The organism is Heyndrickxia acidicola (genome assembly GCF_001636425.1).
In the GTDB taxonomy this organism is placed as follows: Bacteria; Bacillota; Bacilli; order Bacillales; family Bacillaceae_C; genus Bacillus_AE; species Bacillus_AE acidicola.
The window spans coordinates 1010440-1035416 of sequence record NZ_KV440953.1; the positions used below are offsets into that span (position 1 = coordinate 1010440).

A 24977-nucleotide genomic window follows, 5' to 3' on the forward strand; every position below is an offset into this window, starting at 1 on the left:
AGCTCTTTATTTTTTTCGATGTAATGAAGTAGTAATGTAAAGGAGAGATGGGGTTTGAGGGCAATTGGACTTGGATTGGCATCGGCATTATTTTTTGCCTTTACCTTTATTCTAAATCGGTCAATGGAATCATCCGGGGGAAGCTGGATGTGGAGTTCTTCTCTTCGTTATATTTTCATGGTTCCTTTTTTAATCATTATTGTAGCAAGCAGAAAAAACATTCGGCAATTGTTCGTTGTGATGAGGGAACATTACTTATTATGGTTTGTGTGGAGCTTTGTCGGCTTCGTGCTATTTTATGCTCCTATATGCTTTGCTGCCAGTTATGCCCCTGGGTGGCTCACAGCAGGTACCTGGCAGTTTACCATTATAGCAGGTTCCTTGCTTGCACCCTTATTCAAAGAAAGATTGAAGACAGCTGAAGGGACAGCTGTGCGTAATGCTGGAATACCCCTTAAAAGTCTTTTTGTATCTTTCATCATTCTGCTTGGAATTATTGTTATGCAAATAGACCAAGCTCAACATCTTCCATTCTTTCAGCTCGTTTTGGGCACCTTTCCTGTTCTGGCTGCATCATTCGCTTATCCTCTCGGAAATCGTAAAATGATGAGTATCTGCGGAGGCAGGCTGGATACATATCAACGTGTACTGGGAATGACTCTCTCAAGCTTGCCATGGTGGATTGGCCTTTCCATTGCTGCCTTTTTTACTGCCGGCCCGCCAACTCCAGTACAAACAATGCAGGCATTGCTTGTTGCTGTAAGCTCAGGTGTCATTGCTACAGTCCTATTCTTTCGAGCAACTGAAATGGTTAGATTGGATATGCAGAAATTAGCGGCAGTCGAAGCTACCCAATCTATGGAGGTTCTTTTTACAGTAATCGGAGAAGTCCTTTTTCTTTCCATCCCCATGCCTTCACTGCTTTCTTGGAGCGGTATAGTTCTGGTCATGATTGGGATTTTGATTCATAGCTATATGACTCATCGGCCTCAAAGGGAACAAAAGCAAAATATTAGCATTTAAATCTGCCTATAAAGACTGAAAATTAATAAAAGGGGAATACAGTCAGTAATGGAATTCGTCTCCATTGACTGTTTTAAATACCTTTGTTACTATGCTTACTATTGAATTCGAAAATTCTTTTTACCTTGTATATGTTTAGTAATAGGGTCTAAACGTTTCTACCAGGCTGCCGTAAAAAGCTTGACTACAGGGATGAATGAACATTTAATGTTGATTCCCCCTTTTACTTGCTTGGCCGGCAGCTCTCATATTATTGAGAGCTGCTTTTTTATATTAGGGAAAATAACTTTCTTAAATGGAGAAACAGTTGCCAAAGGTTAATATGGACTGGATGATTTTTTACTTTTCATTCATGATTGTTTTACTTTCTGCAGAAACTAGGTATGAGCAAATTTTATCGGTTCAATTTAAATTTTCTTCAGTTTATTTCAACGGGGGACAAGCATATGAAACATTTTTTTCAATTTCAACAAAGAGGAACCTCTTACAAACAGGAAACCATTGCAGGTATTACGACCTTTTTATCAATGGCTTATATACTGGTTGTAAATCCCCTCGTCCTTAGTCAATCAGGAATGAACCAAGGTGCAGTCTTTACTGCTACTGCGTTGTCAGCCATTATTGGTACTCTTTTGATCGGACTTTTAGCTAATTTCCCAATTGGTATCGCGCCAAGTATGGGGCTGAATTCCTTTTTCACCTTCTCGGTTTGTATCGGAATGGGAATTTCATGGCAAACCGCTTTAACAGGTGTTTTTATTTCAGGAATTTTATTCGTTATATTAAGTCTTTTGAAAATCCGAGAAAAGATTATTAATATGATACCAGTTGATTTAAAGCATGCCATCGCGGCAGGTATCGGTTTTTTCATTGCATTTATTGGTTTGAAAAATACGGGAATCATTGTATCTAATAAAGCGACCTTCGTATCACTTGGCCACCTGACATCTCCACAGGTAATGCTTGCTATTTTAAGCTTTATATTAATGATTATAATGATAGTGAGAAATATTAAAGGCGGTATCTTTTTCGGTATTGTTATTGCGACAATTGTTGGGATGCTTACAGGACAGGTGCATTACCCTGAACATATCATTGGGGCGATTCCAAGTCTAAAGCCGACATTTGGCGAAGTGTTCTCTCATTTGAATGAAGTATTTACTCCAAAGATGCTTGCTGTTATCTTTACCTTTTTATTCGTAGCGTTTTTCGATACTGCCGGAGCATTAATTGCCATCGCCACTCAGGCTGGATTGGTAAAAAACAACGAGATTCCAAACATCGGAAAAGCCCTTCTCGCTGATTCTGCTTCAACAGTAATCGGAGGCGTACTCGGTACCTCTACAACTGCATCCATGATTGAATCAAGTGCAGGTATAGGAGCCGGAGGAAGAACAGGATTTACCTCTATGATCATTGCTTTATGTCTTGTCATAGCTATGTTTTTTTCACCTCTTTTATCGGTCATTACTTCAGCAGTAACTTCGCCTGCTTTAATTATTGTGGGCTCCATGATGGCGATGGAAGTAAAAGCGATAAATTGGTCAAAAATTGAAATTGCGATTCCTGCATTCATCATTCTGATTATGATGCCATTAACCTACAGTGTAGCTACGGGGATCGCTCTTGGCTTTATCATTTACCCTATTACAATGATTGCGACAGGTAAAGCAAAGCAGATTCATCCACTTATGTATATATTATTTATAGCCTTTATCGCTTACTTTATTTATTTAACATAAGCAGAAAAAGCAGCTGACATGGATCAGCTGCTTTTTTACCCCCCAAAAAAGAAATCCAGCACATTTGATACACCGGAGGACTTCTTATTATAGAATTCTGAGTAGCCGCAATTCTTACAGTATACTACCGTGAATTGATTATGTTGAACATCAAATATCTTAGAAAGGCCAGTTCCCGTCATCGCTACGTCCTTTTGTCCCGCATTTCGGCTGCCACATTTAATACAACCTTTTTCAGACATATACTCGTCTCCTTTTTTTATTTTGCTTATTTTCCTTCCAGACCAATAAAAGGTTTCATCTTTTCTTGATTTAATTATCATCTTACCTGTTGATTTCTGTACAGGCCCATCTTTCTAGTATCAGTGTAAAAAATAAAGAGGCCTTCTAAAAAGGCCACGTTTTGCTATTCTTTTGCCAGATACGCCCGAAACATCCAAAGATGCTTCTCATATCTTCCCTGCAAATCATTAAACAAATCAATGGTCGGCTGGTCATTTGCCTCCTCAGCAAGACCAAATCCAGTTTCCTTCATTTCTTTAATCATTTGTGTATAGTCTTCAATTAAAACAGAAAAAATTTCTTTCTCTTCATCATCTGCCTGAGCTTCAGCAAGAGATGCTTCATCTAAAAACTTAGCCATTGTTGCGAGCGGTTTTCCTCCGATGGCAAGTATTCTTTCTGCTAACACATCCAAGTCTTCAGCCATCTCGGTATAAAGTTCCTCAAAGAATGTATGAAGCGTAAAGAAATGTTTGCCTTTAATAAACCAATGATAGCGATGCAATTTAATATACATAACTGCAATATTGGACAATTCCTGATTTAAAAAATTTATAAGCGATTGATTCGACAATGCAGACACCTTTCCTTATGATTTATTTTTTGTTGGCTTTATTAAGAGCTCCTCTGTTTTTTCGTTCCATTACAGTAAAGAAAGGAACAAAAGAATTCATGTCATTAATATTCAATTTCCTCATAATCCTTCGGCTGTGGCACAGGGCCATCTGCCATTTCCTTTGTGTTTTGTGATTTTCCTGTTTTTGCTTCGTTTTTCTCTTCTTTTCTGTAATTCGGCTGATTTTTTTGCTTCATTCTGATCACCTCTTTTTTATCTTTTCTAGATGGGCTCTTAATTATTCGAACGTTGTGTTAGAGTGAGAGGAATCTCGAAAAACAAAAAATATTATGACTTAAAATACGTAATAAAACGCTGTTGAGCTGTAAAAAAAGATAGTATGGCAAACAGCAAAATGAGGGTTAAATAGCCCATTATACCGCCTATCGTGTTTAACAGAATATCATCCACATCAAACCCACCTATATTGAAGACATGCTGTGTAATTTCTATTGCTGCCGTCGACAAAAAAGATAGTAGGAATATTTTTCGGAAGCCCTTCATTTTACGAGATAAAAGTGGTACGACAAATCCTATCGGCATAAATAAAACAATATTGCCAATTAAATTGGCAGCCCAAATTTTAAAGTGAAAAAGATGAGAATATTCTATATACATCCAGATCGTTTTGAAAGGGATAAGATTATCATAATACTGATGTCCTTCAAGACGAAAAGAATCAAAAAGGAGAACTTTAAGCATGAAGGCACAATAGAGAATAAATAGAACCCAAATCAAAAATCTCATTCGTTTTATGAAGGTTTTGGAATTTATCGAGATAAACATACATTTCCTCCAGGATTTTTGTTTTAAAAATCTTTCTCACATGCTCTGTTATTTAACCTGTCCAGTTCCCTTGTTGAAATCTATTCTTTTTTTATGATTATCATTCGCCAAATACAGAAAATAAGGATAAAATATAAAGGATTATAGTGCATGGAGGTTTTAGTAATGAAGGTTTTAGCTTTATACGGCAGTTCCCGTGCAGGGAATTCGGATTATTTAACTGATACGGCACTGGAAGGTATTGAATGTACAAGAATTTACCTGCGGGATAAAAAAATCCTTCCAATTGATGATGGCAGACATACAGAGAAAGGTTTTTTACCTGTGGACGATGACTACGATTACGTAATCACCGAAATGCTTAAGCATGATGTCGTCCTCTTTGCTACCCCCATCTATTGGTATGGTATGAGCGGTATCATGAAGAATTTCGTAGATCGATGGTCACAATCCTTGCGTGACAGCCGTTATAACTTTAAGGAGGATATCCAAGGGAAACAGGGCTATGTCCTTTTAACAGGAGGAGATCAGCCGCGCCTAAAAGGACTGCCGCTTATACAACAATTTCAATATATATTTGACTTTGTCGGTATGTCTTTTAATGGATATATTATTGGAGAAGGGAATAAACCAAATGACGTTAAGAACGATAAAACAGCCCTTTTCGAAGCACAACAATTAAATCTTCATTTAAAAACACTTGTAAATTAATGAACTAACAATCGCTCCTATAATTTTAGCAGGACCTAACATTATAGGAGCTATTTCATTTTGGGGTGAAATGCTGAGTTTCTTCAAATTTCTCTGATAACCACTTTGGAATCCACATTTATTTACATAACATTTGTCTTTTGTGCCAAGAATATTCCTTAATGGATAGGAGGAGTAGGAATGGCAAAAGAACACCAAAGCAGCTCAACAAATGAAACAAATGGAAATATGTCATGGTGGCAGCTATCTTTAATTGGCGTAGGCTGCACGATTGGAACAGGATACTTTTTAGGCTCCAGCATAGGCATTAAAGTAACAGGTCCTTCCATTGTCCTATCATTTGTATTAGCAGCAATCGGTACATATATTGTGTTTAGTTTGCTTGCCAAAATGACGGCTGCTGATCCACAAAATGGATCGTTTTGTTATTATGCCAAGAAAGCATTTGGCAGCTGGGCGGGCTTTTGCTGCGGTTGGAATTATTGGTGTTCAAATATCTTAATTATGGGCAGTCAGCTCACAGCACTTTCTATTCTTTCACGGTTTTGGTTTCATCAAATTCCCCTCTGGGTTTTTGCCTCAGTCTATGCTATTCTGTCCATTATTGTTGTTTTAACCGGTACAAAAGGGTTTGATCGAATTGAAAATGTTCTTGCAATTGTAAAGACAGCCGCAATTGTAATGTTTATTATCATAGCGGGAATGGCCTTACTGGGTTTTCTGTCAGGCCATCCAAATCATCCGGGTTTTCCTGCAACTGCCAAACAGGTTTTTCCAGATGGGATTCACGGATTTTGGTCCTCTCTTATTTATGCCTTCTATGCTTATGGCGGTATAGAGGTCATTGGGCTTATGGCAATGCAGTTAAAGAATAAAGAAGAAGCCCCAAAAGCAGGTACTGTAATGCTTTTGGGACTAGCCAGTATATATGTCCTCTCGCTTGGTTTTGCCGTAGTAATGGGAGTCCATGATACATTCAGTGAAAAAGAAAGCCCTTTCGTCACCGCATTAGTAGATTATCATCTTCCTTTTTTTCCACATGTATTTAATGCTGCAATTATTATTGCTGGCTTTTCAACAATGACCGCCTCTCTTTTTGGTGTGACGAATCTATTGGTAGCATTCGCCAAAGATGGAGATGCCCCTTCTTTTTTTTCACATAAAATTAAAAAGCTAAAAGACCTGCCTCTCCCATCACTCGGATTGGCTGCTGTCGGTCTTTTAGCTTCCATTCTTGCGGCTCTTTTGCTTCCAGGAAAAATCTTCGAATATATCACAACTGCTGCTGGAATATTAATCTTATTCAATTGGTTATTTATTATTATTTCTGCTTTTCCTATTTTAAAAATGAATGCTGTCACTAAATGGGGTGCCATTTTCGGATTGTTTTTACTTGTTGCGGCAGTGTTTGGCACACTTATAGAAAAAACAGATCGTCCGGGCTTTTTTATTAGCTTATTGTTTGTCGCCATTATTGGCATTGCAGCTGTTATAAAAGTGAAATTAGGGAAAACGAAGCCTTCTGTAAAATAAATAACCTTTTATTAAAGTTTTCGATTTCTACCTGTGACAATTGAACAAAATAAGAAAGCGCGCGTCTCCTTAGTTTAAAACCCGGAACTATTGGAGATAACTGCTCGTTTTTAGCAATGCTGAAGGCGTTTAACACAACTGTTTCACATGAATAAGCTAAAAAACAAAAAATGTTGAGATTGACTTATCGTAGCGTAGAGATATTGAAAACTGCTAGCCAACAGGCGCTGGAGTAAGACAAAGACTACGTTAGCTGGATAAATTATTATTTTATACTAATACTCTAAAAAAGCATGGCTTAAAGTCGCCATGCTTTTCATTATCGTTTAGGAAATTAAAAAATGCTAAATCTGTGGATATATATCTTGTCCAGCTCCAGCTGGAAGGTTACAACCCCATCCCTCCTGGCCATCCGCTCGAGGGCATAAGCCGGTAGGCGGCGCCTATCGCTTTTCTTGTTAAACGGTAGCTGTTACTTTATTTAAGAATTGCAAGGTACGAGGATTTTGGGTTTCTTCAAATATTTCTTTTGGTGTGCCTTTTTCAGCAACCACACCCTGATCCATAAAAATAACCTGATCAGCAACGTTTTGAGCAAAGGACATTTCGTGGGTCACTACTACCATTGTCATACCCTCTTCAGCCAAATCCTTCATAACCTTTAATACATCCCCTACTAATTCAGGATCCAAAGCAGAAGTTGGTTCATCAAATAACAGGACATCAGGGTCCATTGCCATGGCCCTTGCGATACCAATACGCTGCTGCTGGCCCCCAGATAGCTGATGAGGATACATATCCGCTCTATCCTTTAAACCTACCTTTTCCAATAGATCAAGGGCTTTTTTTCTGGCTTTCTCTTTGCTTCTTTTTAAAACAATGATCTGGCCTTCCATAATATTCTCTATTGCGGTTAAATGCGGAAAAAGATTATAGTTTTGAAATACCATACCTGTTTTTTTACGTATAGGCATAATTTCAGAGGTTTTCAATTTTCGATTTGTAAAGGTAACGCTTTGATTTTCAATGGTAAGAGTCCCTTGATTCGGAATCTCTAAAAGATTTAAGCATCGGAGCAATGTTGTTTTTCCAGAGCCTGATGGCCCAATAATAACAGCCGTTTTTCCTCTTTCAATGGATAGATCAATTCCCTTTAAAACTTCCAAATCCTCAAATTGTTTATGCAAGTTTTCAATTTTAATCATTTATTATTCCTCCATTATTTCGCTACGCTGCGGTCAAACCGCTTTTCGAGGTAGGATTGTAATGCGGAGAGTACTGTACTGAATAACAAATAAAGAAATGCAACTTCAATATAAAGCCACAAGGGTTCATACGTTGTTGAGGCAATCTCCTGGCTTTTTTGGAACATTTCAGTAACGGTAATCGTTGCTGCCAATGATGTATCTTTCACTAGGCTAATAAATGAATTTCCTAAAGGCGGGATAGAGACCCTTAGAGCCTGTGGCAGGATGATTCTTTTCATGGCCTGCGCTCTTGTCATCCCTATGGAATAAGCTGCTTCCCATTGGCCTTTTGGTGTAGAAAGTATCGCTGCTCTTATTATTTCAGAGGCATATGCTCCCACGTTTAAAGTAAAGCCGATAACAGCAGCCGGAAAAGGGCTCAATGTTATGCCTGCACTCGGCAAACCATAAAATAAGATAAATAATTGAACTAATAATGGAGTTCCTCGAAAAATCCATACATAAAATCGGGCAATGGCTTGTAATGGTTTAATATTCGAGATCCTTGCAATTGCAGTTAAAAAGGCAACAATAAGTCCCAATACAAAAGTAATAAGAGTTAAAGGTATTGTAAACTCTAACCCTGCTTTTAAAATAGGAAAAAAGGAATCGCTAAGGATTCCTATTATGCGGTGTGTTCGTTCATCTGAAAACATTTTTCTCCATCCCTTTACTTAGAAACATCTGTACCGAACCATTTTTTAGAGATCTTTAAGTATGTGCCATCAGCTTTCATAGCTGCAATTTCTTTGTTAACAGCTTGTATTAGATCATTATTTCCTTTTCTGAAAAGGAAAGCATTAGGGCTCGCAGATTTTTCTGTATATACGGTTTTAATCGGCAGATCAGGTCTTTGTTTTTTAAGATCTAAATAAGATAGGTTATCATTGATTGTAGCATCAATTCTATTTGAAGTAAGTAAATCGATTGCTTGGTTAAACCCGCTTACAGGAGTAACGTTAGCCCCATGCTGTACAGCTATCGCACGGAAGTTACTATCCAGGGATTGTCCAACTTTTTTCCCTTTAAGGTCATTGTATGAATGGATGTCCTTATTATCATTACGGACAATAAGTACCCCTTTAGATACAATGTACGGAGCAGAAAAATCATATTTTTGAAGGCGGTCAGGTGTAACGGATACTTCATTCGCTACCATGTCATAACGCTTCGCGTCCAGCCCTGCAATCATACCATCCCAGCTTGTTTCGACATACTTTGGCTTGATATTTAGACGCTTAAATACTTCATTTGCAATATCAATGTCAAAACCAGTTAATTTGCCAGACTTATCGTGGAAAGTAAATGGAGCGTATGTACCTTCTGTTCCGATTGTAATGACGCCTGACTTTTTAACTTGATTATAGAGACTGTTGTCTGCGGACTTTTTATTTGAATTTGAGCTGCATGCTGAAAGAGCAGCTATCAGTACAAGTCCTAACATTATAGAAACTATTTTTTTCATTTTAAAACCCCACTTTATTTATCGGATTATTTAACAACTACATTAGAATAGTTTACTCCCTATTACTTTGTCAAATAAATTGCTATACAAGAAAAATTTTTGAATAAACAATCAATTTAAAGTCCTTCCCATTTTTTTATATTTGTATATTACCTCTTAAAACAAAAAGTATGCAGAATTTGTAGAAATACACCTACTCTAAAAAAAAGAATCGCTTTTACACACTAAAGCCCAAAAGGGGTTAGACCCCTTTTGGGCTTTAGTGTGTAAAAGTAGATAAGCATAGTCATGATTTTAGTTTACATATTTAAATTATTATTTACTTATTTTATAATCTTCGATCTTAAAAAATCAGTTTAAATATGCTATGCCGGGGAAAGTAAGGAATAAGATAATATTGGAAAGGAGTTTTACGTATGAAAACGCTACATGTTCAATTACAGTATGATGAAAAGGAAGAAGAAATAAATGCAAAGGAAAAGCTTAAAAATATTTTAGATGGATCCGGTTTTAATCTTGTTTCATTAAGTAATGCAGGAAATGTCGTAGAGCCTTCATTAAAGAACAAATCACAGAATGTCCACCATGACGAAGCTTTAAGGAGGCACGAACAAGAAGGGGTTGATTCTGATGTTGAATCCTCTGGATCAGGCGGAATGGTATCTCCCAATTAAAAAACATGGTCGGGGTTATAAAGAACCCTGACCATTCCCAAGTTATTTATTGAAGTTATAACACTATGATTTGTTTAAGTTCAAATAAATCTATAGAGAGGTACCAGGGATGTCGGCCGGGCAAAATAAAATGACTGTATCTATAATAACATTAATCCCTTTGTCACTCAGTGCTCTTACTGCAGTTCATCGCTTTAGAAGACAACTCCAATGCTTAGCAAAACTTATGGTCTAATTCCATTTGCGGATCCATTTCTTCTAGGGTATATAAAGAAAGATGCCAATAGAACTGTTTCAATAATTGCTGAAGCTTCTTAGGGAGTGTTGTTTTTCCGAAACTTATGGTTCCTTCTAAAAGATGACCTTGCCTTTTCCCTCGATGATTTCTCCCCCTTTCATTATTTAGTTACTTGCACAGCTTTCCAGCAGGATAATCTTCAAGTTTTTTAAATTGTTCCTCCAGCACCTTCATCACAGCCAGTACTTTATCTTCACAAAATAGTTTGCCTGCGACTTGTACACCGATTGGCAAGCCAATACTTCCCTTTTCTATTTTTTCCAGTGTCTGTATGACTCGATTTTTACTTTCTAACCGCTTTTTTATATCACTTGCCTTCACGGAGCCTAAAGAAACAACGCCGGCTGGCATGTTTAGATAATTAAATACGGCTCCATATGCTCCCTCATACGAAAGCTGTACTGACAGATCATGCTGGAGAGCGGGACAAATAAATGGAGGGCAAATAAGTATATCAATTTGCCCCTTATCCAATCTTTCCAGAAAGGCTTCTCTTACTTCTGCACGTTTTAAAATGAGATTTTTAAACTGATTATCGGAAATTCTCCCTGCATGTGGAATAATCACTTCACCAACCGTTTTTTGAGACAATAAGCGAAGCATGCAGCTAAATAAAAATCTTTGCAGCTTGTTCATGGTTTGAAAACGCAGAATATTTTGAATTTGAAATACCTGCTCCTGGTTTCCTATTGTCTTTTTTAATCCATTTCCTCCATCTGTGCTCATAATCTGATAAAAATCTTTTATTATATTCTTTAATTCCGGAACTTTAAATTCTACTGCTTCTGCCCCATAATCAGAAAGAACATCTGCGGCTTCTTTAACCATTCTCTGAAGTGAAGCTGAAGGAGGCATTTTCAAACATAGGGTAAACAAGGGCATTGTATTCTTTGTTCATTAATTTAATCCTATTAATAAATGAATGAATAACTTCCCTTGAGGTCACATTGCCTTTTTTTATCTCTTCTGCCAGACTGGACGCGCTCATTTTCCAATACTCTGCCTGTTTCTTCTTCATTGTTTCCATTTTTTATTCCCCGCTTTGATATTTTTGGCGAAACTGGTTTAGCAGCTGATTTCCTAATTCATGTTGCGCGATACCAATTTGTATACTCATTTCTTGAGTGACAGACATCGATTTTTGATATCTTGCATAATTTCCCCTTAATGCAACCAAAACAGATTGCGTCTTATTATGCATATCCTCCAGCTATACAGCTATTTGTGTGTCATCTGCTTAGGCTCCAAATTTAAGTCTCATTAAAAAATCAGATTTAATGACATCCTTTTCTAAAGGGCTGTTAAGATATTCTTTAAATTTTTGTTCTTCTTCTTTTGTTATACTCTAAATGGCAGATTATTTATATACGTATTTACAAAAAAAGGGTTAATTGGAAATCATTTTAATAGTTGGCCCCCTTTTATACATTTTTACACTCTATAACACAATAAAGCACAAAAGGGGTCAGACCCCTTTTGTGCTTTATTGTGTTATAGAACAATCTATTGCATAAAAATCACTTAACGTTTTTGTACTTTTCATATACATTTAACTGTTTTTTTAACTGTTCATTTTCCTCTTCCAAATATCTGATTTTCCTTTTAAGCGAGGTGATAATAGCAATCCGACTTTTTTCTTCTTTTTCTTTTTTCATTTCTTTTAAAGAAGGGACCGTTTTCTGCTGGGTTCTTAATGCATTTATTCTTTCTCTTATCTCTACGTTATTATAAAGAGTTGCTTTACAAACCCCAGATACATTGGATACACTGTTAAAATTGATTCTTTTTCTGGCCTTAATTAAGATCTTGATGGCTTCATCTACTTTTTTGCATGTTTTGGCTTTTCTAACTTGATGCACTTGTTTTAGATGTTCATTAATTGATTTATTTTCCATTCAGAAAAGCCTCCTAAAGCTAAATTCATTTCAAATTAAATATAATTATAATTCTTTCGCCATCACTACCTGCTCCACCTTTTTTTCAAAACCTAATCTTTCAAAAAGTTCAACAATTTCATTTGATGACAAAGGGTAATTCACAATCGTTTTAGCAGCATTGGACTGACCAAAGAGGCTTTTTAGAAGCTGTGCAGCTGCCTTTTGCTTATCGCTTACATGAGATGCGATTTCCAATTGATACAGAACAATATGAGTCTCATTTCCTGAATCATTTATTATTCTCTTAAAAAGTGAATATCCACTAGGATTGCCATTATGACCATATAGAACATGGGCCTCCCCATTATAAATGCTCTGAATTTGTGTCTGCCAGGTTGTGGATGGATTAAAAATTTCAAGTGCTGACACATCCCCAATCCTTGCATTTGTTACAGTAAATGTGTCATTTAAAGCCTCATCTGTTAACTGCAATGGACCTGTCAGGCTATAATGTGCCACTTTTCCTGTTACTTGATATCCACAGCTTTCATATAAAGAAATCGCCTTATGATTTTCGGCTATTGCCTCAAGGGTTGCAACAGATACATCTTGAGCTTCATAAATACGAAGCGTTTCGTCCATCAGCTTTCTGCCTACCCCTTTCCTCCTATAGGCAGGAGCCACTCCTGTACCGCCATTCCATGAATGTTTAGTTCCTTTGATATCTCGAAAGCCATTCAGAATAATCCCTACAGGTTCTTCTTTATCAAAGGCAACAATAGATAACTCGGATGATATGCCTTCATGAACCATTCTTGATAAAAAACTGTCCAACGTCATGTTAATGGGAACAAAATAACCCTCAAACCCTTTATTCCATGCCTTTAATATTTGATCCAACCGACAATTATTCAATGGCCTAATCGTAATCATATAAAAACACCTTCTTTTAATTAATATTCTCCTAAAATACTGGACTACTGTATCATTTGAAAAAAAACTTCCTCGGCCTTTTCAAAAACTCCACTAAAAGGATAATTCGCTCCTAAAACAGCATGATCCAGGCATATGCCATCAATCATCGTCCAGAAAAAAGAAGCAGCAATATCAGAGTTTACCGTATTGCTTATTTCCCCCGTATTTTTACCGCTTTCGAGTAAATCAATTAGAAAACGTTTGTAAACATTTCGATACCTCTCTAAAACTAGTGTATGATTCTCTTCTTTTCGAGAAGAAGATAAGAAAAATTCACCATGTACGAGGAGTAAATGTTTGGCTTTTTCTTTTCCTCCTGCGTTTTTGTATAAATCAAATAAATAGTGAATTTTTTCTTTCACACTGGCAAGATCTCTAAAGGATTTTTTAAAGTGTTCAAAATTCAAATGAGTATATTCATTCATCAATTGAACATAGATGTCGTCTTTTGTTTTAAAATAATTGTAAATTGATCCTTTACTGATTCCTGAGAGTGCCACAATATCATCAATAGTAGCTGCTTCAAAGCCTTTCTCTGAAAAACAAACAAGTGCGCTTTCCAGAATCTTTTTTCTGCGGTTTTCTTTATGCTCCTCAGTTACAATCGGTGCCATGGGTTTCCTCCATACTACATCTCGAATTCATAGTCTATTTTAGAGCAATTGTTCAGGAAAGTTATTGTTTAAACAGGCGGGTTTTCATTTTCCCACTGAATGGTTCTAAGCATTCCTTGTGAAAATGGCACTATTTCTTTATAACCAAGCTCTAGCCTGATTTTTTGGGAATCCATAAATAAATCCTGTTCAGGGTAAAAGTCCAGTGCTTCATTTTTTATCATCTTGATGGGCAAATTACTTTGACAGTATTGTTGAATCGTCTCTACCCATTCTTTTTCTGAAAAATTGACTTCTTCGGCAACATTGTAAATTTGATTAGCAGCCCTCTCATGAACGGCAGCCAGTGCAATAGCATGAGCTACATTTTCCACATATCCTCTGCATGTCCTCCAGTCTACTTCTCTTGGATCAAGAGAAATAGCTTGCTCTTGATTAATGCACTGCAAATACGGCCATAATCGATGCTGGCGGTCATGAGGGCCATAAATCATAGGAAGTCGAAGAATTGTAGCGGGCAAGGAAGAATGCTGCATATAATAATTTTCAATTAAAATTTTGTCATAATGGTACCGCCAGTCATGTTCATCCTTCACAGTACTTCGATAAGGAAAGAAAATTGAACGAAGAGGCGAATCTTCCTTGATTACCTCCTTGGTAAAATTTCCTTTTTCAAGTCCGATTAAGCGTCCGTATGCCTGATAGACATCTGCACTGCTTAGAGCAATCATACGTGCAGTAGAAGAACAAAATACAGCTGAAAGATCCACTGCATCTTTTTCTGAATAAGGGAACATATCAATAATTACATCTGGATTTGTATCCCATAGCTTGTTAGCATAATCGAAAAGCTGTTTACGGTCCCCTAAAATTTCCCCTACACCATCAGGCAACTCAATATTCGTTTGACCCCTGTGAAAGATAGTAACCTTATGTCCGTCTTCCGTAAGCTCCTTAATTACATATGGACCTAAAAAACGGGTACCGCCAATAATCAAAATGTTCATAGCTACAGCCCCCAATCCCTTTTGTATTCCATTCATTAAAATGACTAGTCAGTTTAGTTACCTTTTATGTATATGCTCCAAAAACACTTTCAAAACTGACTATCCAGTTTATTTTATAAGATAAAAATGTTTAAAATGACTAATTATCCTATATAGTCTTTCCAATTCCAGCGTTTATCAGATTTCTACATTTTCTCCCTGCGATAAGTCAACATCCAGTTTCCTTTACCTCAATCGAAGACTCTGAAAACCGTTCACCGATGAGCAAGGAGCTTACGCTTTTCTTAATATTACCTTCCTATTTTCTGCGTTTCAAGAATCTTTTAAATTTATTCTATAGTCCTTTTAATAAGAAAAAAAGGGCGAATAGCCTTATCTTTTTCATTTTTTTCGTGGCTCTGCTCATCTTGCCTGATGATTCCCAATGCAGGGATTCGCTTTTCACTCCAATCAACATAGGTTTAAAACCATTATTGTTCTTCAGAGTCTTATTCAAAATAAACATGCTCTGCCGTGAGCTGGCTGCCTAGGCTTAATATCCCAAATGAATATGAAGGCTGTCTACGCTTGTCTGTAGGAGAGCCTGGATTAAAGAGCAGTATTCCATTCTTATAAGTATGGGAAGGAATATGGGAGTGACCGTATATAATACAATCCACTTTTTCATTCGCAAAAGCGTCCAAAGCTCTTCTTTCAGTCGTGTTGCCTTTCCCATGTCCATGTACAACTCCAATGGAAAAATTTTTAAGCTTTAAAATTTGTTTTTCAGGAAATAGATCTGCAATTTCTTTTTCATCAACATTTCCTACAACACCTTCTACTCTCACATACTGGGAAATTTCCTTATACACCTCCATTACAGACCAGTCCCCGGCATGTATAGCTAAATCAGCTGACATTAATTCTTGAATCAGTTGGGAAGGAAGACTTTTTGACCGTTTCGGCATATGCGTATCTGACATGACAATAATTTTCAACGTATACTCCCCTTTACATAAAACAATGAATATATGTTTATAAAACAGCATCCGGAATTTTCAAACAGACAATGTATTATCATTTTCTATAGTCCTTTTTTAACTATCAACTGTACTCTTCTTATAACCTATTTAGATTTAAACGTTTCTTCCATCCATTTTCTTTCCAATAATAAAGCTGTGAAAAACCATATAAATCCAGCACCCGCCAAAGGCAGTGTAAATTCAATCATCCAGTATTTCTGAAGGAAGGCAGCTGCATAAGTAGTAATGATGTTGAGTACAGTGAATAAAAAGGCAAATTGTTTGTTTGTCTTCTTTTGATGCAGAATAAATTCATTCTTTTGCTTTTCCTCCTCCCATTCACGCTTTCTTTTTGGTTCTTCCAAAAGGTCCGGCAAATTTTTAACTGCCTGGAAGATTGAAGCTGAAAACAGCCATTCCGCAATAAATCTCCATCTTGCCTGTCCAGTATTTTTCATCCAGTCAAAAAATACTGGTTTTGCCATTTCCATTAAGTCAATATTAGGGCAAAGAGTTTGGAGCAGGCCCTCAATTATTGCTGCGGATCTGCCGAAAAAGACAAAACGGATAGGCACTTGAATGGGTAAAGACCGCACCAGCTCATTTATTTCTTTTTGAAAAGATAATATGTCAGATTTTGCTCCTGATGTCCATCCCACTTCCAAAAGCTCCTCTAATGTTCTTTCCATTTCATCAGAATCCGCAGACGAAAGAAGAAAACCCAATCTTGATAGGTTTTTAACCATTTTTTTATAATCCTTAAAAACAGCTCCTTCAATTAACTTTCTAAAAATCTCAGAATCTCTATTCGATATTTCTCCTACCATGCCAAAATCCAAAAGGACTATTTGTCCTTTTTGGTTGATCAATACATTTCCTTCATGCGGATCTGCATGGAATTTCCCACCCTCAAGCCATTGTGGCATAAATATACTCAACAAGGACTTGGCTACATCCTTTCGTTTAAGTTGAACAGGCGGATCGGTAACTCTTTCGGCATCAATCCATTCCATAACAAGAATTCGTTTTGTGCAATGCTCAGAGTACATTTTTGGAATATAAATATCGGGATTTTGCTTATATCGCTTCCTAAAATAGACAGCTGTATTCATTTCTTCCAAGAAGTCCAGCTCTCGTTCAATGACATGGCGTAATTCTTTATATAAGAGTGGAAAGTCTACCATTTTCCTAGCATAAGATGAAAATCGGTTCGCGCACCACATAATAATTGCCAATGCTTGAAAGTCTGCTTTCATGATAGAGGAAATTTCCGGGCGTTGTACTTTAATGGCTGCTATTGTTCCATCCATTAATTCACCTTTAAATACCTGACCAATAGAAGCAGATGCAACGGGCTCTTTATCTATAAAACTCAGTTTTTCCTGTATAGGTACGCCCCATTCCGCCTCCAATACGTTTGATATGTCTTGCCAAGAAGATGGGGGTACCTGATCCACAAGTTCTTTCATTTCTTCTATGAAAACATCCGGAAGTAAATCTTCTCGAACACTGAGGAGCTGGCCGACTTTAATAAGAAGCCCTTCAAGCGAATAAGCTTTCTTTTTAAAAGTAATGGCAAACTTCCTCCATAAGTCTTTCCACTCTCCTTCCGATTTCTTCCTCAGCTGAAACCAATATATTTTCAAAAAAAATCCAAGCGTCATTCCTACAACACTTGTAATGCGATACCATTTGTTCTGCTTCCATTTATTTATCCCCATACTTGATCCCCCTCATGGAAAATCAGATGACTACTAATATTACGAAATCCAATAACAAAAAGTTTCAACATTCAGTAATTTCATTCCCTAAAATAAGAGCAAATAGTGTGGCAATATAAGTTATTATATCAATCTTCTTTTCTTATAGCTGCGTGAAAATAACTCTGTTACGATTTCGAAACAGCATGCGCCATGGCGTGAATTTAATTAGCATGGTGGTTCTGTAACAATTCACTGTTTAGAATTGAATATAAGACAAGTCATCTGTTGTAAATTGAACAGATTCTTTTCTCAGATTTGATTGCAACTAGCTATAACTTAATGATTAACTCGACCCCTTTCAGTATTACTACTTGCGATTACTCTACGGTAAGACACCTGTAAAACGGATAAAAATTGGGATTGAACTATTTTGCGAAAAGCAACAAAAATCAGCCGGTAAAAAACACTCAAAAGATAAATTTGAGTGCTTTTGTTTCAGTTATTCAGCAAATAAATCAGATGATAAATAGCGTTCCCCAGTGTCTGGAGCTATGCAAAGAACACGGCCATTTTTGGGTAAGTCGGATGCAATTTTCACAGCAAAATAAGCTGCTGCTGCTGCAGATGCACCTACTAGAATGCCTTCCTTCCTTCCAAGAAGGCGTGCCATATTCGCCGCATCCTCATCTTCTATAAGAAGAATTTTATCAAAGATATCACGATTGACTAATTCCGGTATAAAACCCGGTCCTGTTCCAGGAATATTGTGCGGTCCCGGCTTTCCGCCCGACAATACTGGAGATCCTGCCGGTTCTACCACGTAAATTTTTAAATTTGGAATCTTCTTCTTTAACTCTTCACCCACACCCGTAACGGTTCCGCCTGTTCCGGCAGTTAATACAAGTGCATCCAGCTGTCCGTTAAATGCATCCATAATTTCAAGGGCAGTCGTTTTTCGATGTGCGTCTGCATTTGCCGGGTTTTCAAATTGCATGGGAATGAAGCTGTCTTCGATTTCTTTTGATAGCTCAATCGCTCTGTCAATCGCACCTTTCATCCTTCGGGAAGCCGGCGTTAAATGGACTTCTGCTCCATATGCCTTTAAAAGGCTGATACGTTCCTTTGTTGCGTTATCCGGCATTGTAATAATGCAGCGGTATCCTTTTGCGGCACAGACCATTGCGAGTCCTATCCCTGTATTTCCGGAAGTCGGTTCAATAATGACGCTTTTCCTGAGCGTGATTTTCCCTTCTTCTTCGGCAATTCGAATCATATTTTCTGCTGCGCGGTCTTTAACGCTTCCTCCAGGATTAAAGGATTCAAGCTTCATAAAAACATCTGCACCCAATTCATTTGGTATTCGATTTAATTTCACTATTGGTGTATCTCCAATAAGATCTAAAATATTGTCAAAGATCATCCTGTTGTCGCTCCTTCTTTTAGACAATGTTTATGGATATATTGATTTATTTTCAGCGCAATCATTGTAGCTTAAAGAAGATTTTTAAGCAAATTTTATACTTTTTATTCCTTTTTACTTTTTCGAGAAGAGACTTATCCTATTAAAATGGAAAAAACGTTTGAGCGAGCCTATGAAGTGATTGTTTTTCTACTGATGATGCTATATCAGCCATGAAAGCATTTAAATCACTAAATCGGTGAAGAAGCGTATAAACTATAAGCTTCTTTTGAAACATTGCTGTCCTGCTGCCTTCTTTTATTCCATAGGCATCTAGGAAATGGCTAATCCATTCTTTATTTCCTTTAAACATAAACAAAATGGGCCCTAATAAATCATAGTGGGGATCACCTAAAAAGCAATCTGCAAAATCTATTACTCCTGTCAGCCTCCAATTGCCTTCCACTTGATTCATAAATAAATTGAAGGGTGTATACTCACCGGTTAACAGAACTTCTTTAGGATTAAACTGAATGATTGAAGAGTCCACATATTCTTTTAATTGCATTAGCAGTTTTTCATCTAAACCTGCTTTTTGATGGTATTCTACCATTTGTTCAAGCTGCTTTCTGATAAAAGCTTCCCATCCAATGTCAATGTAATGAATATTTTGAAAGGATAAATTGTGAAATGCTAGAATTGTTTTCCCTAAATCAATGCTTAACAGCCTTTTCTCCTCATCTGATATGTCATTCCAAATATCAATAAGCAAATCCCCTTCCAGCTGTGTCATAATAAGATAGTTCCAGCCTTCTAGATTTCCTTTTGAGATGATTCTCGGTGTCTGGACAACAAAGTCGTAAGGCAGATTTTCCATTGTTTCTATCTCTCTTGCAAATTGATCTGAAAAAAATGCAGGGTATAGCTTAAGGACATATTCTTCATTTAAACTATAAACCACAGCAGCTCCGTAGGAAAACTTCCGAATTTTCCCCTTTAGAATATTCTCTTTTATCTTGATTTGCCTTACTTTTTGATCCCAAAAAACAGTATTATCCTTCCATTTTTCATATTCATAAGCATTTAATTCTGATAACTGCATAATATCCCCATCCCTTTCCCATTCTATTAAATTACGCTATCCAGTCAATCAGCAAATTTTCAACCTTCCTCTAACTAGCAAAAATAAATGTTTCAATATAAGAAAAAATCTGAAGTATTCCTCTCTAATTGTACTTCATTTCATTATTGAATTTTAGGCTGTGTTAAATTTCAATGTTGGTAACTGTTCTTTTTTTAGCTCATTTTACAGTAAAGAAAGGAGTGTGAAACGGCCGTTTGATTAAGTCTATATAATTGTGTAAAAAGAAAAGGGCCATATCAGCCCTCCATGTTACAATGTTTTTCTACCACGAAAAAACATAACAGGAGGACATGATAATGACCCAAATTAATTTTACACTAGACTTCGATAAACTTAAAGAGGAGATCGGAAAATCAGATCTAAACGATATTGTGAAATCCTCTATTGTCCTTGTATTGAATCAATATATGGAAATGGAAAGAGATCGCTATATACAGGCAAATTCCCATGAGCGTTCATCAGAACGGACCGATTATCGAAATGGATACTATGAGAGAGAAATGATTGTGAACGTTGGAAAAATCCGTCTTAAAGTGCCTCGGACAAGAAATGGCGAATTCGCTACGGACGTCTTTGAGAAGTATGCAAGATGTGATAAGGCTTTGCTTTTGTCTATGCTGGAGATGGTCGTAAACGGGGTGTCCACTCGTAAAGTCACGAAGATTATGGAAGAGCTTTGCGGAGAATCTATCTCAAAGTCCATGGTCTCTAATCTAACCAAAAAGCTGGATCCATTGGTGAATGACTGGGCAAACAGGCCTTTAAATGTCATGTACTTCCCCTATCTTTTCGTGGATGCCATGTATATTAAAGTTAGGGAGCACAATAAGGTTGTCTCTAAGGCGGTCTACATCGCGATGGGTGTCAACGAACAAAACAAACGTGAAATCATTGGGTTAAAGGTGGATCATTCCGAAAGTGAAACAAACTGGAGAGAATTCTTTGAATCCCTTAAATCCAGAGGTCTTCAGTCACCAAAGTTAATTATTTCAGATGCTCATCAGGGGTTGAAAGCTGCCATTACCAAAGCCTTCATTGGCACCAGTTGGCAACGTTGTACCGTACACATGTTGAGAAACATGATTCAAACCATGCCCCGTAAGGACTCGAAAGAGGCACGCTCTCAATTAAAGGCGATCTTTAAGTCCTCTAATTTGGAAGAGGCTAAAAAGCTTAAAGACGAATTTATGGCCACATATGAAGAACAAAAGGGATACCAAAAAGCCATTCTTATTTTAGACGAGGGCTTTGATGATGCCACACAATTTTATACAGAATCAGAGGACTTCCACATCCATCTCCGTACGACAAACGTGCTGGAGAGATTAAATTCAGAGATTCGACGGCGTGAACAAGTGATTCGGGTTTTCCCCAATCACCAGTCTGCCTTCCGCTTAATTGGAGCTGTACTGATGGACTATGCCGATACTTTAGATCTAGGTAACCGAAAATTCCTGCATCCTCAATAAGGACATTTTATTAAAAGCTTAACTAGGAAAGCTAGAGTAAGAAGATTTTGATTGAGGAGGGGGCTAGCCCCCTCCTCAACCAAAACCCCATACTCAGACGTATATTCGTGGTATCCATTGAACATGCTTTTTACACATAATAGTGGACTTGACTGGCCGTTTCACACGAATGAGCTAAAAAACACCAATTTTAATAAGAAGCGGAAGTATATATTAAATAATAAAGTCGAAAGCTTTTAATATGGAATCACGTTCTTTTTCCCGTTATGAAACGGCCCCCTCTTACTGCCTTTTTTCAATCTCCTTCAGAAATACAGCATATTTTTCACTTTATGGTAAATGACAGCAAAATCTTTGCTCATAAAGTTTAAACACAGGAATATAGGGAATAAAACCATTGAATTCTAAATATAATAAAAATAAAAAAAGGACAATGGCTGCTACCCATTGTCCCTCCACAGAACCTGCAGGAGAGCAGTAATCGAGTTGTGATTAAGAAACCTTCCCTAGAACTTTCATTATAGTTATACAGGGTGGGTTACTTTTTTTTCACAAGAGAAATAACGACTGTGAATACTCCCACGATTAATGATCCAAACGTTATCATCAACGATAATGCTTCGTATGCCGTCATTATCAGTGATCACCTCACCTATCGGAATGATCGATCACTGCCCACCCTGCTTTACTGTGTACTTAATTATAACACCTTCTTTACATTTATTTCATAATTCAAAATGACTATCTTTTTCGAAATATTTTATTTTTTGAAAAAATTAATTTAAATATAGATATTCATAGAATATGATTTGCAACAGAACGGAAATAGTGGAAGTTTTAAATAATATGTGCGGCAAGGTTAACAGTATTTTAAAATAATTAAGGTTAGCTCAGCAGTATTTATTTTCTTTTCGTTATTGAAATGACGACTGTAATAACACCTATGATTAAGGAACTGAACATAATCATAAGCGATATTGCCTGATACGTCGTGAGCACTTTTATTTACCTCCCTTATTTAAAAATTAGCATTCTTTCACAAGTGTATTGATATTATCATCATAATAGCACACATGTTCGGTCGAGCGATCATGCTAATGGACTATTCTATCAAACATGTCAACTCGTCCTCTATTTCATTTTCAAAAACAGATTCCGTTTTATAGCAAGAAAAAACGCCAAACGAAAAAACGTTTGACGGAGTTGTGTTTTAGGGATGGATACGGACTAGCCTGTCGTTTTGGATGCTATAAATGCCTCGTCCTTCAGCTTCTTTATAAACATCATTTTCCAAATAAATCCCGCTATCTTCATCAATACCATAATTCATGTGTGGCTTGCACTTTTCAATCCCTTCCCTTAAATGCATTTCATCATTCCATTCAATAAAATGGACTGCCAATATAGTATCTTGAAGAAGGCCTAAGCCTTTTCTTAACTGAAATTGTTTTTCTTCATTATCTTTAGCTGAAATGATACATTGGGATGGAGCAATTAAAGCACCTGCCGAGAAACCGGCAACAGGACATCCATTCAAGTATATCTTTTGTATTGCATTTTTAATGGAGGTATTTACAATATAATTCGCATAAAGATTTGTGTCTCCTCCGCCAATAATCAATGCACAGCTTTTATTTAGACATTCTATTATTTTATGGACGGGTGTAGAAGGAATGGGTAAATACACGTATTCGTCTATTCCTAAGTTCCTTAACTTTTGCGTATATAAAGGCATGTAGGATTCCCAGCCGGTACGTTCAACGATAAGAATTGATACAGGGCCTTTATTTCCTGCGGTTAATGAAGCAAATTTCTGGGCAAATCCTTTTGTAAAAGGAGGGCCTCCACCGAAAAGAAATAAATGTTTAGACATTCTTTTTCCCTCTTTCTTCAGTTAATGCGAGTACTGAATACACTGCTTTTACTTCGCCCTGTATACAGGATGGTCACGAAGAGCTAACTTTTCCAGTAAGTCAGAAGATGTTGTCGAAGAAATGATTAAATCGATGTAGGAAGGATTCATAAAGCCTTCCTTCGCAGCATGTTTAACGAGATTAAGTAATGGAGTGTAAAATTCATCAATATTTAAGACCCCAATTGGTTTATGATGAAGTCCAATTTGTGACCAGCAGACTACTTCAAATAATTCCTCAAAGGTTCCATATCCCCCTGGCAATGCAATAAACGCATCTGCGAGTTCACCCATTTTTGCTTTTCTTTCATGCATTGTGGAAACTTCAATTAGTTCGGTCAGTCCTTGATGTACAATTTCACTGCTAAATAAGGAACTGGGCATAACACCAATGACATTGCCTCCTGATTCGATAACTTGATCTGCTACTGCGCCCATTAATCCCTTACACGATCCGCCATATACTAAGTCTATTTGTTTATCAGCCAAAAGCTTTCCCAATCTTTTCGCTTCACTAGCATAACTCAATTTATTCCCTGGATTTGATCCCGCAAAAACACATATTTTTTTCATCCTCTTCCCCACTTTCCCCAGAAGTGATTTTGTTTTTACAATCGTACTATAGAATACCAGAGGTTTCTATTAATTTTATGTAGACTTTTTGTAAATCCCTTTTATTTTTTGAATATTGCTTTTATTGAAGGAACTTGTTGTTTTCAACATATAATTTCTAACAGAGATTTGAATATAAGAAAAAAGACAGGGATAGCCCGCCTAAGGTAATTTTTCTTAATCATTCATTTGGCTTAATGAAAGCTCCACTCAATGGTGATTGGAACGTTTATACCAGACTTCCGCCATAGAAAAAAGTGTATAAGGGAGACCTCGCAGGCTTTACAGCGAGGAGGAGTCTCCCGAATCGCCTGCAGCGGAAATCTTTAGATAACATTCACAGGCAAAATAACAGAGTCATTCATTAAAAAGAAGGAAGGTTGTCCAGGTTATTTTCTTTAACACCATCGGGCTCACTTCTTATAATATCTCTTCCATATTTATGAAATACATCTATATTGGCAATCTTTCCTGCTTTAGCTTCTTCAAGAGCAGCCAAATAGTCCAGTTCCCGACCCGAGTTGGTTTTAAAGGCGATTAAATCGCCGTCTTCGTTTTTTCTTACTGCCATAATTTCTTCCTTGTCGGACTGACTGTTAGGCATAGCAAGCTTTTTTGCCTGCTCTTCAGATTGTTTTTTATACTGTTCATAAATTTCCTCAAATTGATCTGGCATTCTTTTCACCTCCAGGCATACATTAGTATGCTGCATCGCACATCTCAATATGTCCTGAGTTTATATCAAAATAGCTGGGCTCTGTAGTAAACCTGTGAATTGCTTACGAAAAGATGCCACGATGCCTCACTTTGCACGAATGTAATACTTTTGCGAAAAGCAGCAATCTATGCGAAAACAGCCAATAGCTAAAATAAAGGACTTTGTTGTT

General features: G+C 37.0%; 29 protein-coding genes and 1 riboswitch. Of the genes, 6 read left to right on the forward strand and 23 right to left on the reverse strand.

What is annotated here, in order from left to right; translation table 11 throughout:
* The first annotated feature begins 54 nt into the window (after nt 1-54).
* Together A5N88_RS04715 and A5N88_RS04720 are read left to right on the forward strand one after the other, a co-directional pair.
* On the forward strand, nt 55-1023 hold the full coding sequence (locus A5N88_RS04715; protein ID WP_066263655.1) for a DMT family transporter: 969 nt from the start codon (nt 55-57) through the stop codon (nt 1021-1023).
* Between the two features lie 105 nt (nt 1024-1128).
* A riboswitch (purine riboswitch) is annotated at nt 1129-1230 on the forward strand.
* A 239-nt stretch (nt 1231-1469) separates the two neighbouring features.
* On the forward strand, nt 1470-2765 hold the full coding sequence (locus A5N88_RS04720; protein ID WP_066263656.1) for an NCS2 family permease: 1296 nt from the start codon (nt 1470-1472) through the stop codon (nt 2763-2765).
* Nucleotides 2766-2800: 35 nt separating this feature from the next.
* On the opposite strand, the gene A5N88_RS04725 is transcribed toward A5N88_RS04720, so the two are convergent.
* The 4 genes from A5N88_RS04725 to A5N88_RS04735 form a co-directional block, all read right to left on the reverse strand.
* Complete coding sequence (locus A5N88_RS04725; protein WP_066263658.1) at nt 2801-3007, reverse strand: zinc ribbon domain-containing protein; 207 nt, start codon at nt 3005-3007, stop codon at nt 2801-2803.
* A gap of 164 nt (nt 3008-3171) precedes the next feature.
* Nucleotides 3172-3621: a Dps family protein gene (locus A5N88_RS04730; protein ID WP_083953024.1), complete on the reverse strand. Its 450-nt coding sequence runs from the start codon at nt 3619-3621 to the stop codon at nt 3172-3174.
* A gap of 104 nt (nt 3622-3725) precedes the next feature.
* On the reverse strand, nt 3726-3860 hold the full coding sequence (locus tag A5N88_RS26060) for a hypothetical protein (protein WP_260525541.1): 135 nt from the start codon (nt 3858-3860) through the stop codon (nt 3726-3728).
* A gap of 91 nt (nt 3861-3951) precedes the next feature.
* Nucleotides 3952-4449, reverse strand: a complete 498-nt coding sequence (locus A5N88_RS04735) for a VanZ family protein (RefSeq protein ID WP_066263661.1) — start codon at nt 4447-4449, stop codon at nt 3952-3954.
* 165 nt (nt 4450-4614) lie between these two features.
* Between A5N88_RS04735 and A5N88_RS04740 the strand changes: the two genes are divergently transcribed.
* Nucleotides 4615-5160 carry a flavodoxin family protein gene (locus tag A5N88_RS04740; RefSeq protein ID WP_066263664.1) on the forward strand — a complete coding sequence of 182 codons (546 nt, stop codon included), beginning with the start codon at nt 4615-4617 and terminating at the stop codon, nt 5158-5160.
* Between the two features lie 180 nt (nt 5161-5340).
* Nucleotides 5341-6693, forward strand: coding sequence for an amino acid permease (locus A5N88_RS04745; protein WP_066263666.1), 1353 nt, complete (start codon nt 5341-5343; stop codon nt 6691-6693).
* Between the two features lie 458 nt (nt 6694-7151).
* Here the strand turns inward: A5N88_RS04745 and A5N88_RS04750 are convergent, their stop codons facing one another.
* From A5N88_RS04750 to A5N88_RS04760, 3 genes are read right to left on the reverse strand one after another with little or no spacing between them, the layout of a single operon-like run.
* On the reverse strand, nt 7152-7898 hold the full coding sequence (locus A5N88_RS04750; protein ID WP_066263668.1) for an amino acid ABC transporter ATP-binding protein: 747 nt from the start codon (nt 7896-7898) through the stop codon (nt 7152-7154).
* A gap of 14 nt (nt 7899-7912) precedes the next feature.
* Nucleotides 7913-8596, reverse strand: a complete 684-nt coding sequence (locus tag A5N88_RS04755; RefSeq protein ID WP_066263670.1) for an amino acid ABC transporter permease — start codon at nt 8594-8596, stop codon at nt 7913-7915.
* Between the two features lie 14 nt (nt 8597-8610).
* Nucleotides 8611-9405: an amino acid ABC transporter substrate-binding protein gene (locus A5N88_RS04760; RefSeq protein ID WP_066263672.1), complete on the reverse strand. Its 795-nt coding sequence runs from the start codon at nt 9403-9405 to the stop codon at nt 8611-8613.
* A 416-nt stretch (nt 9406-9821) separates the two neighbouring features.
* On the opposite strand from A5N88_RS04760, the gene A5N88_RS04765 reads away from it, so the two are divergent.
* Nucleotides 9822-10079, forward strand: a complete 258-nt coding sequence (locus A5N88_RS04765; RefSeq protein ID WP_066263674.1) for a hypothetical protein — start codon at nt 9822-9824, stop codon at nt 10077-10079.
* Between the two features lie 406 nt (nt 10080-10485).
* Here A5N88_RS04765 and A5N88_RS04770 read toward each other — a convergent pair whose 3' ends face one another.
* The 11 genes from A5N88_RS04770 to A5N88_RS04815 all read right to left on the reverse strand — a co-directional run bounded on the left by A5N88_RS04770 (nt 10486) and on the right by A5N88_RS04815 (nt 20055).
* The gene (locus A5N88_RS04770) at nt 10486-11205 is read right to left on the reverse strand and encodes an amidase family protein (protein ID WP_066263675.1); all 720 of its coding nucleotides are present in this window, start codon (nt 11203-11205) and stop codon (nt 10486-10488) included.
* Nucleotides 11198-11404: a hypothetical protein gene (locus A5N88_RS25415; RefSeq protein ID WP_066263676.1), complete on the reverse strand. Its 207-nt coding sequence runs from the start codon at nt 11402-11404 to the stop codon at nt 11198-11200. Before A5N88_RS25415 ends, A5N88_RS04770 begins: the two co-directional genes overlap by 8 nt.
* A gap of 3 nt (nt 11405-11407) precedes the next feature.
* Entirely contained in the window at nt 11408-11578 is a 171-nt protein-coding gene (locus tag A5N88_RS24710) for a hypothetical protein (protein ID WP_157090600.1), read from the reverse strand.
* Between the two features lie 316 nt (nt 11579-11894).
* A complete protein-coding gene (locus A5N88_RS04780; protein ID WP_066263678.1) occupies nt 11895-12272 on the reverse strand; it encodes a DUF6262 family protein in 378 nt (125 codons plus the stop codon).
* 45 nt (nt 12273-12317) lie between these two features.
* On the reverse strand, nt 12318-13187 hold the full coding sequence (locus tag A5N88_RS04785; RefSeq protein WP_066263682.1) for a GNAT family N-acetyltransferase: 870 nt from the start codon (nt 13185-13187) through the stop codon (nt 12318-12320).
* Between the two features lie 44 nt (nt 13188-13231).
* Nucleotides 13232-13843 carry a TetR/AcrR family transcriptional regulator gene (locus A5N88_RS04790; RefSeq protein ID WP_066263684.1) on the reverse strand — a complete coding sequence of 204 codons (612 nt, stop codon included), beginning with the start codon at nt 13841-13843 and terminating at the stop codon, nt 13232-13234.
* A gap of 68 nt (nt 13844-13911) precedes the next feature.
* Complete coding sequence (locus tag A5N88_RS04795) at nt 13912-14850, reverse strand: NAD-dependent epimerase/dehydratase family protein (RefSeq protein WP_066263686.1); 939 nt, start codon at nt 14848-14850, stop codon at nt 13912-13914.
* A gap of 488 nt (nt 14851-15338) precedes the next feature.
* Nucleotides 15339-15827, reverse strand: a complete 489-nt coding sequence (locus A5N88_RS04800; protein ID WP_232317524.1) for a metallophosphoesterase family protein — start codon at nt 15825-15827, stop codon at nt 15339-15341.
* 128 nt (nt 15828-15955) lie between these two features.
* The gene (locus A5N88_RS04805; protein ID WP_066263695.1) at nt 15956-17572 is read right to left on the reverse strand and encodes an ABC1 kinase family protein; all 1617 of its coding nucleotides are present in this window, start codon (nt 17570-17572) and stop codon (nt 15956-15958) included.
* A gap of 481 nt (nt 17573-18053) precedes the next feature.
* Nucleotides 18054-18974: a cysteine synthase A gene (cysK, locus tag A5N88_RS04810; protein ID WP_066263697.1), complete on the reverse strand. Its 921-nt coding sequence runs from the start codon at nt 18972-18974 to the stop codon at nt 18054-18056.
* 142 nt (nt 18975-19116) lie between these two features.
* Nucleotides 19117-20055, reverse strand: coding sequence for an aminoglycoside phosphotransferase family protein (locus A5N88_RS04815; protein WP_066263700.1), 939 nt, complete (start codon nt 20053-20055; stop codon nt 19117-19119).
* Between the two features lie 338 nt (nt 20056-20393).
* On the opposite strand from A5N88_RS04815, the gene A5N88_RS04820 reads away from it, so the two are divergent.
* Nucleotides 20394-21566: an IS256 family transposase gene (locus tag A5N88_RS04820; RefSeq protein WP_066263701.1), complete on the forward strand. Its 1173-nt coding sequence runs from the start codon at nt 20394-20396 to the stop codon at nt 21564-21566.
* Nucleotides 21567-22104: 538 nt separating this feature from the next.
* Here A5N88_RS04820 and A5N88_RS24715 read toward each other — a convergent pair.
* The 5 genes from A5N88_RS24715 to A5N88_RS04835 form a co-directional block, all read right to left on the reverse strand.
* The gene (locus tag A5N88_RS24715; protein ID WP_157090601.1) at nt 22105-22200 is read right to left on the reverse strand and encodes a putative holin-like toxin; all 96 of its coding nucleotides are present in this window, start codon (nt 22198-22200) and stop codon (nt 22105-22107) included.
* Nucleotides 22201-22466: 266 nt separating this feature from the next.
* Nucleotides 22467-22565, reverse strand: coding sequence for a putative holin-like toxin (locus A5N88_RS26360; RefSeq protein WP_367593426.1), 99 nt, complete (start codon nt 22563-22565; stop codon nt 22467-22469).
* Nucleotides 22566-22776: 211 nt separating this feature from the next.
* On the reverse strand, nt 22777-23439 hold the full coding sequence (locus A5N88_RS04825; protein ID WP_066263703.1) for a Type 1 glutamine amidotransferase-like domain-containing protein: 663 nt from the start codon (nt 23437-23439) through the stop codon (nt 22777-22779).
* Nucleotides 23440-23487: 48 nt separating this feature from the next.
* Nucleotides 23488-24051 carry an LOG family protein gene (locus tag A5N88_RS04830; RefSeq protein ID WP_066263707.1) on the reverse strand — a complete coding sequence of 188 codons (564 nt, stop codon included), beginning with the start codon at nt 24049-24051 and terminating at the stop codon, nt 23488-23490.
* Between the two features lie 403 nt (nt 24052-24454).
* Complete coding sequence (locus A5N88_RS04835) at nt 24455-24766, reverse strand: DUF3892 domain-containing protein (protein ID WP_066263709.1); 312 nt, start codon at nt 24764-24766, stop codon at nt 24455-24457.
* Between the last annotated feature and the right edge of the window lie 211 nt (nt 24767-24977).

Excerpts from the sequence above, each read along its gene's own strand:
- A5N88_RS04725 (WP_066263658.1), bottom strand. The coding sequence starts at position 3,007 with ATGTCTGAAAAAGGTTGTATTAAATGTGGCAGCCGAAATGCGGGACAA.
- A5N88_RS04740 (WP_066263664.1), top strand. The coding sequence starts at position 4,615 with ATGAAGGTTTTAGCTTTATACGGCAGTTCCCGTGCAGGGAATTCGGAT.
- A5N88_RS26060 (WP_260525541.1), bottom strand. The coding sequence starts at position 3,860 with ATGAAGCAAAAAAATCAGCCGAATTACAGAAAAGAAGAGAAAAACGAA.
- A5N88_RS04825 (WP_066263703.1), bottom strand. The coding sequence starts at position 23,439 with ATGTCTAAACATTTATTTCTTTTCGGTGGAGGCCCTCCTTTTACAAAA.
- A5N88_RS04765 (WP_066263674.1), top strand. The coding sequence starts at position 9,822 with ATGAAAACGCTACATGTTCAATTACAGTATGATGAAAAGGAAGAAGAA.
- A5N88_RS04830 (WP_066263707.1), bottom strand. The coding sequence starts at position 24,051 with ATGAAAAAAATATGTGTTTTTGCGGGATCAAATCCAGGGAATAAATTG.
- A5N88_RS24710 (WP_157090600.1), bottom strand. The coding sequence starts at position 11,578 with ATGCATAATAAGACGCAATCTGTTTTGGTTGCATTAAGGGGAAATTAT.
- A5N88_RS04780 (WP_066263678.1), bottom strand. The coding sequence starts at position 12,272 with ATGGAAAATAAATCAATTAATGAACATCTAAAACAAGTGCATCAAGTT.
- A5N88_RS04820 (WP_066263701.1), top strand. The coding sequence starts at position 20,394 with ATGACCCAAATTAATTTTACACTAGACTTCGATAAACTTAAAGAGGAG.
- A5N88_RS04720 (WP_066263656.1), top strand. The coding sequence starts at position 1,470 with ATGAAACATTTTTTTCAATTTCAACAAAGAGGAACCTCTTACAAACAG.
- A5N88_RS04815 (WP_066263700.1), bottom strand. The coding sequence starts at position 20,055 with ATGCAGTTATCAGAATTAAATGCTTATGAATATGAAAAATGGAAGGAT.
- A5N88_RS04760 (WP_066263672.1), bottom strand. The coding sequence starts at position 9,405 with ATGAAAAAAATAGTTTCTATAATGTTAGGACTTGTACTGATAGCTGCT.
- A5N88_RS04795 (WP_066263686.1), bottom strand. The coding sequence starts at position 14,850 with ATGAACATTTTGATTATTGGCGGTACCCGTTTTTTAGGTCCATATGTA.
- A5N88_RS04745 (WP_066263666.1), top strand. The coding sequence starts at position 5,341 with ATGGCAAAAGAACACCAAAGCAGCTCAACAAATGAAACAAATGGAAAT.
- A5N88_RS04835 (WP_066263709.1), bottom strand. The coding sequence starts at position 24,766 with ATGCCAGATCAATTTGAGGAAATTTATGAACAGTATAAAAAACAATCT.
- A5N88_RS25415 (WP_066263676.1), bottom strand. The coding sequence starts at position 11,404 with ATGGAAACAATGAAGAAGAAACAGGCAGAGTATTGGAAAATGAGCGCG.
- A5N88_RS04770 (WP_066263675.1), bottom strand. The coding sequence starts at position 11,205 with ATGGTTAAAGAAGCCGCAGATGTTCTTTCTGATTATGGGGCAGAAGCA.
- A5N88_RS04750 (WP_066263668.1), bottom strand. The coding sequence starts at position 7,898 with ATGATTAAAATTGAAAACTTGCATAAACAATTTGAGGATTTGGAAGTT.
- A5N88_RS04790 (WP_066263684.1), bottom strand. The coding sequence starts at position 13,843 with ATGGCACCGATTGTAACTGAGGAGCATAAAGAAAACCGCAGAAAAAAG.
- A5N88_RS04735 (WP_066263661.1), bottom strand. The coding sequence starts at position 4,449 with ATGTTTATCTCGATAAATTCCAAAACCTTCATAAAACGAATGAGATTT.
- A5N88_RS04755 (WP_066263670.1), bottom strand. The coding sequence starts at position 8,596 with ATGTTTTCAGATGAACGAACACACCGCATAATAGGAATCCTTAGCGAT.
- A5N88_RS04805 (WP_066263695.1), bottom strand. The coding sequence starts at position 17,572 with ATGGGGATAAATAAATGGAAGCAGAACAAATGGTATCGCATTACAAGT.
- cysK (WP_066263697.1), bottom strand. The coding sequence starts at position 18,974 with ATGATCTTTGACAATATTTTAGATCTTATTGGAGATACACCAATAGTG.
- A5N88_RS04785 (WP_066263682.1), bottom strand. The coding sequence starts at position 13,187 with ATGATTACGATTAGGCCATTGAATAATTGTCGGTTGGATCAAATATTA.
- A5N88_RS24715 (WP_157090601.1), bottom strand. The coding sequence starts at position 22,200 with ATGACGGCATACGAAGCATTATCGTTGATGATAACGTTTGGATCATTA.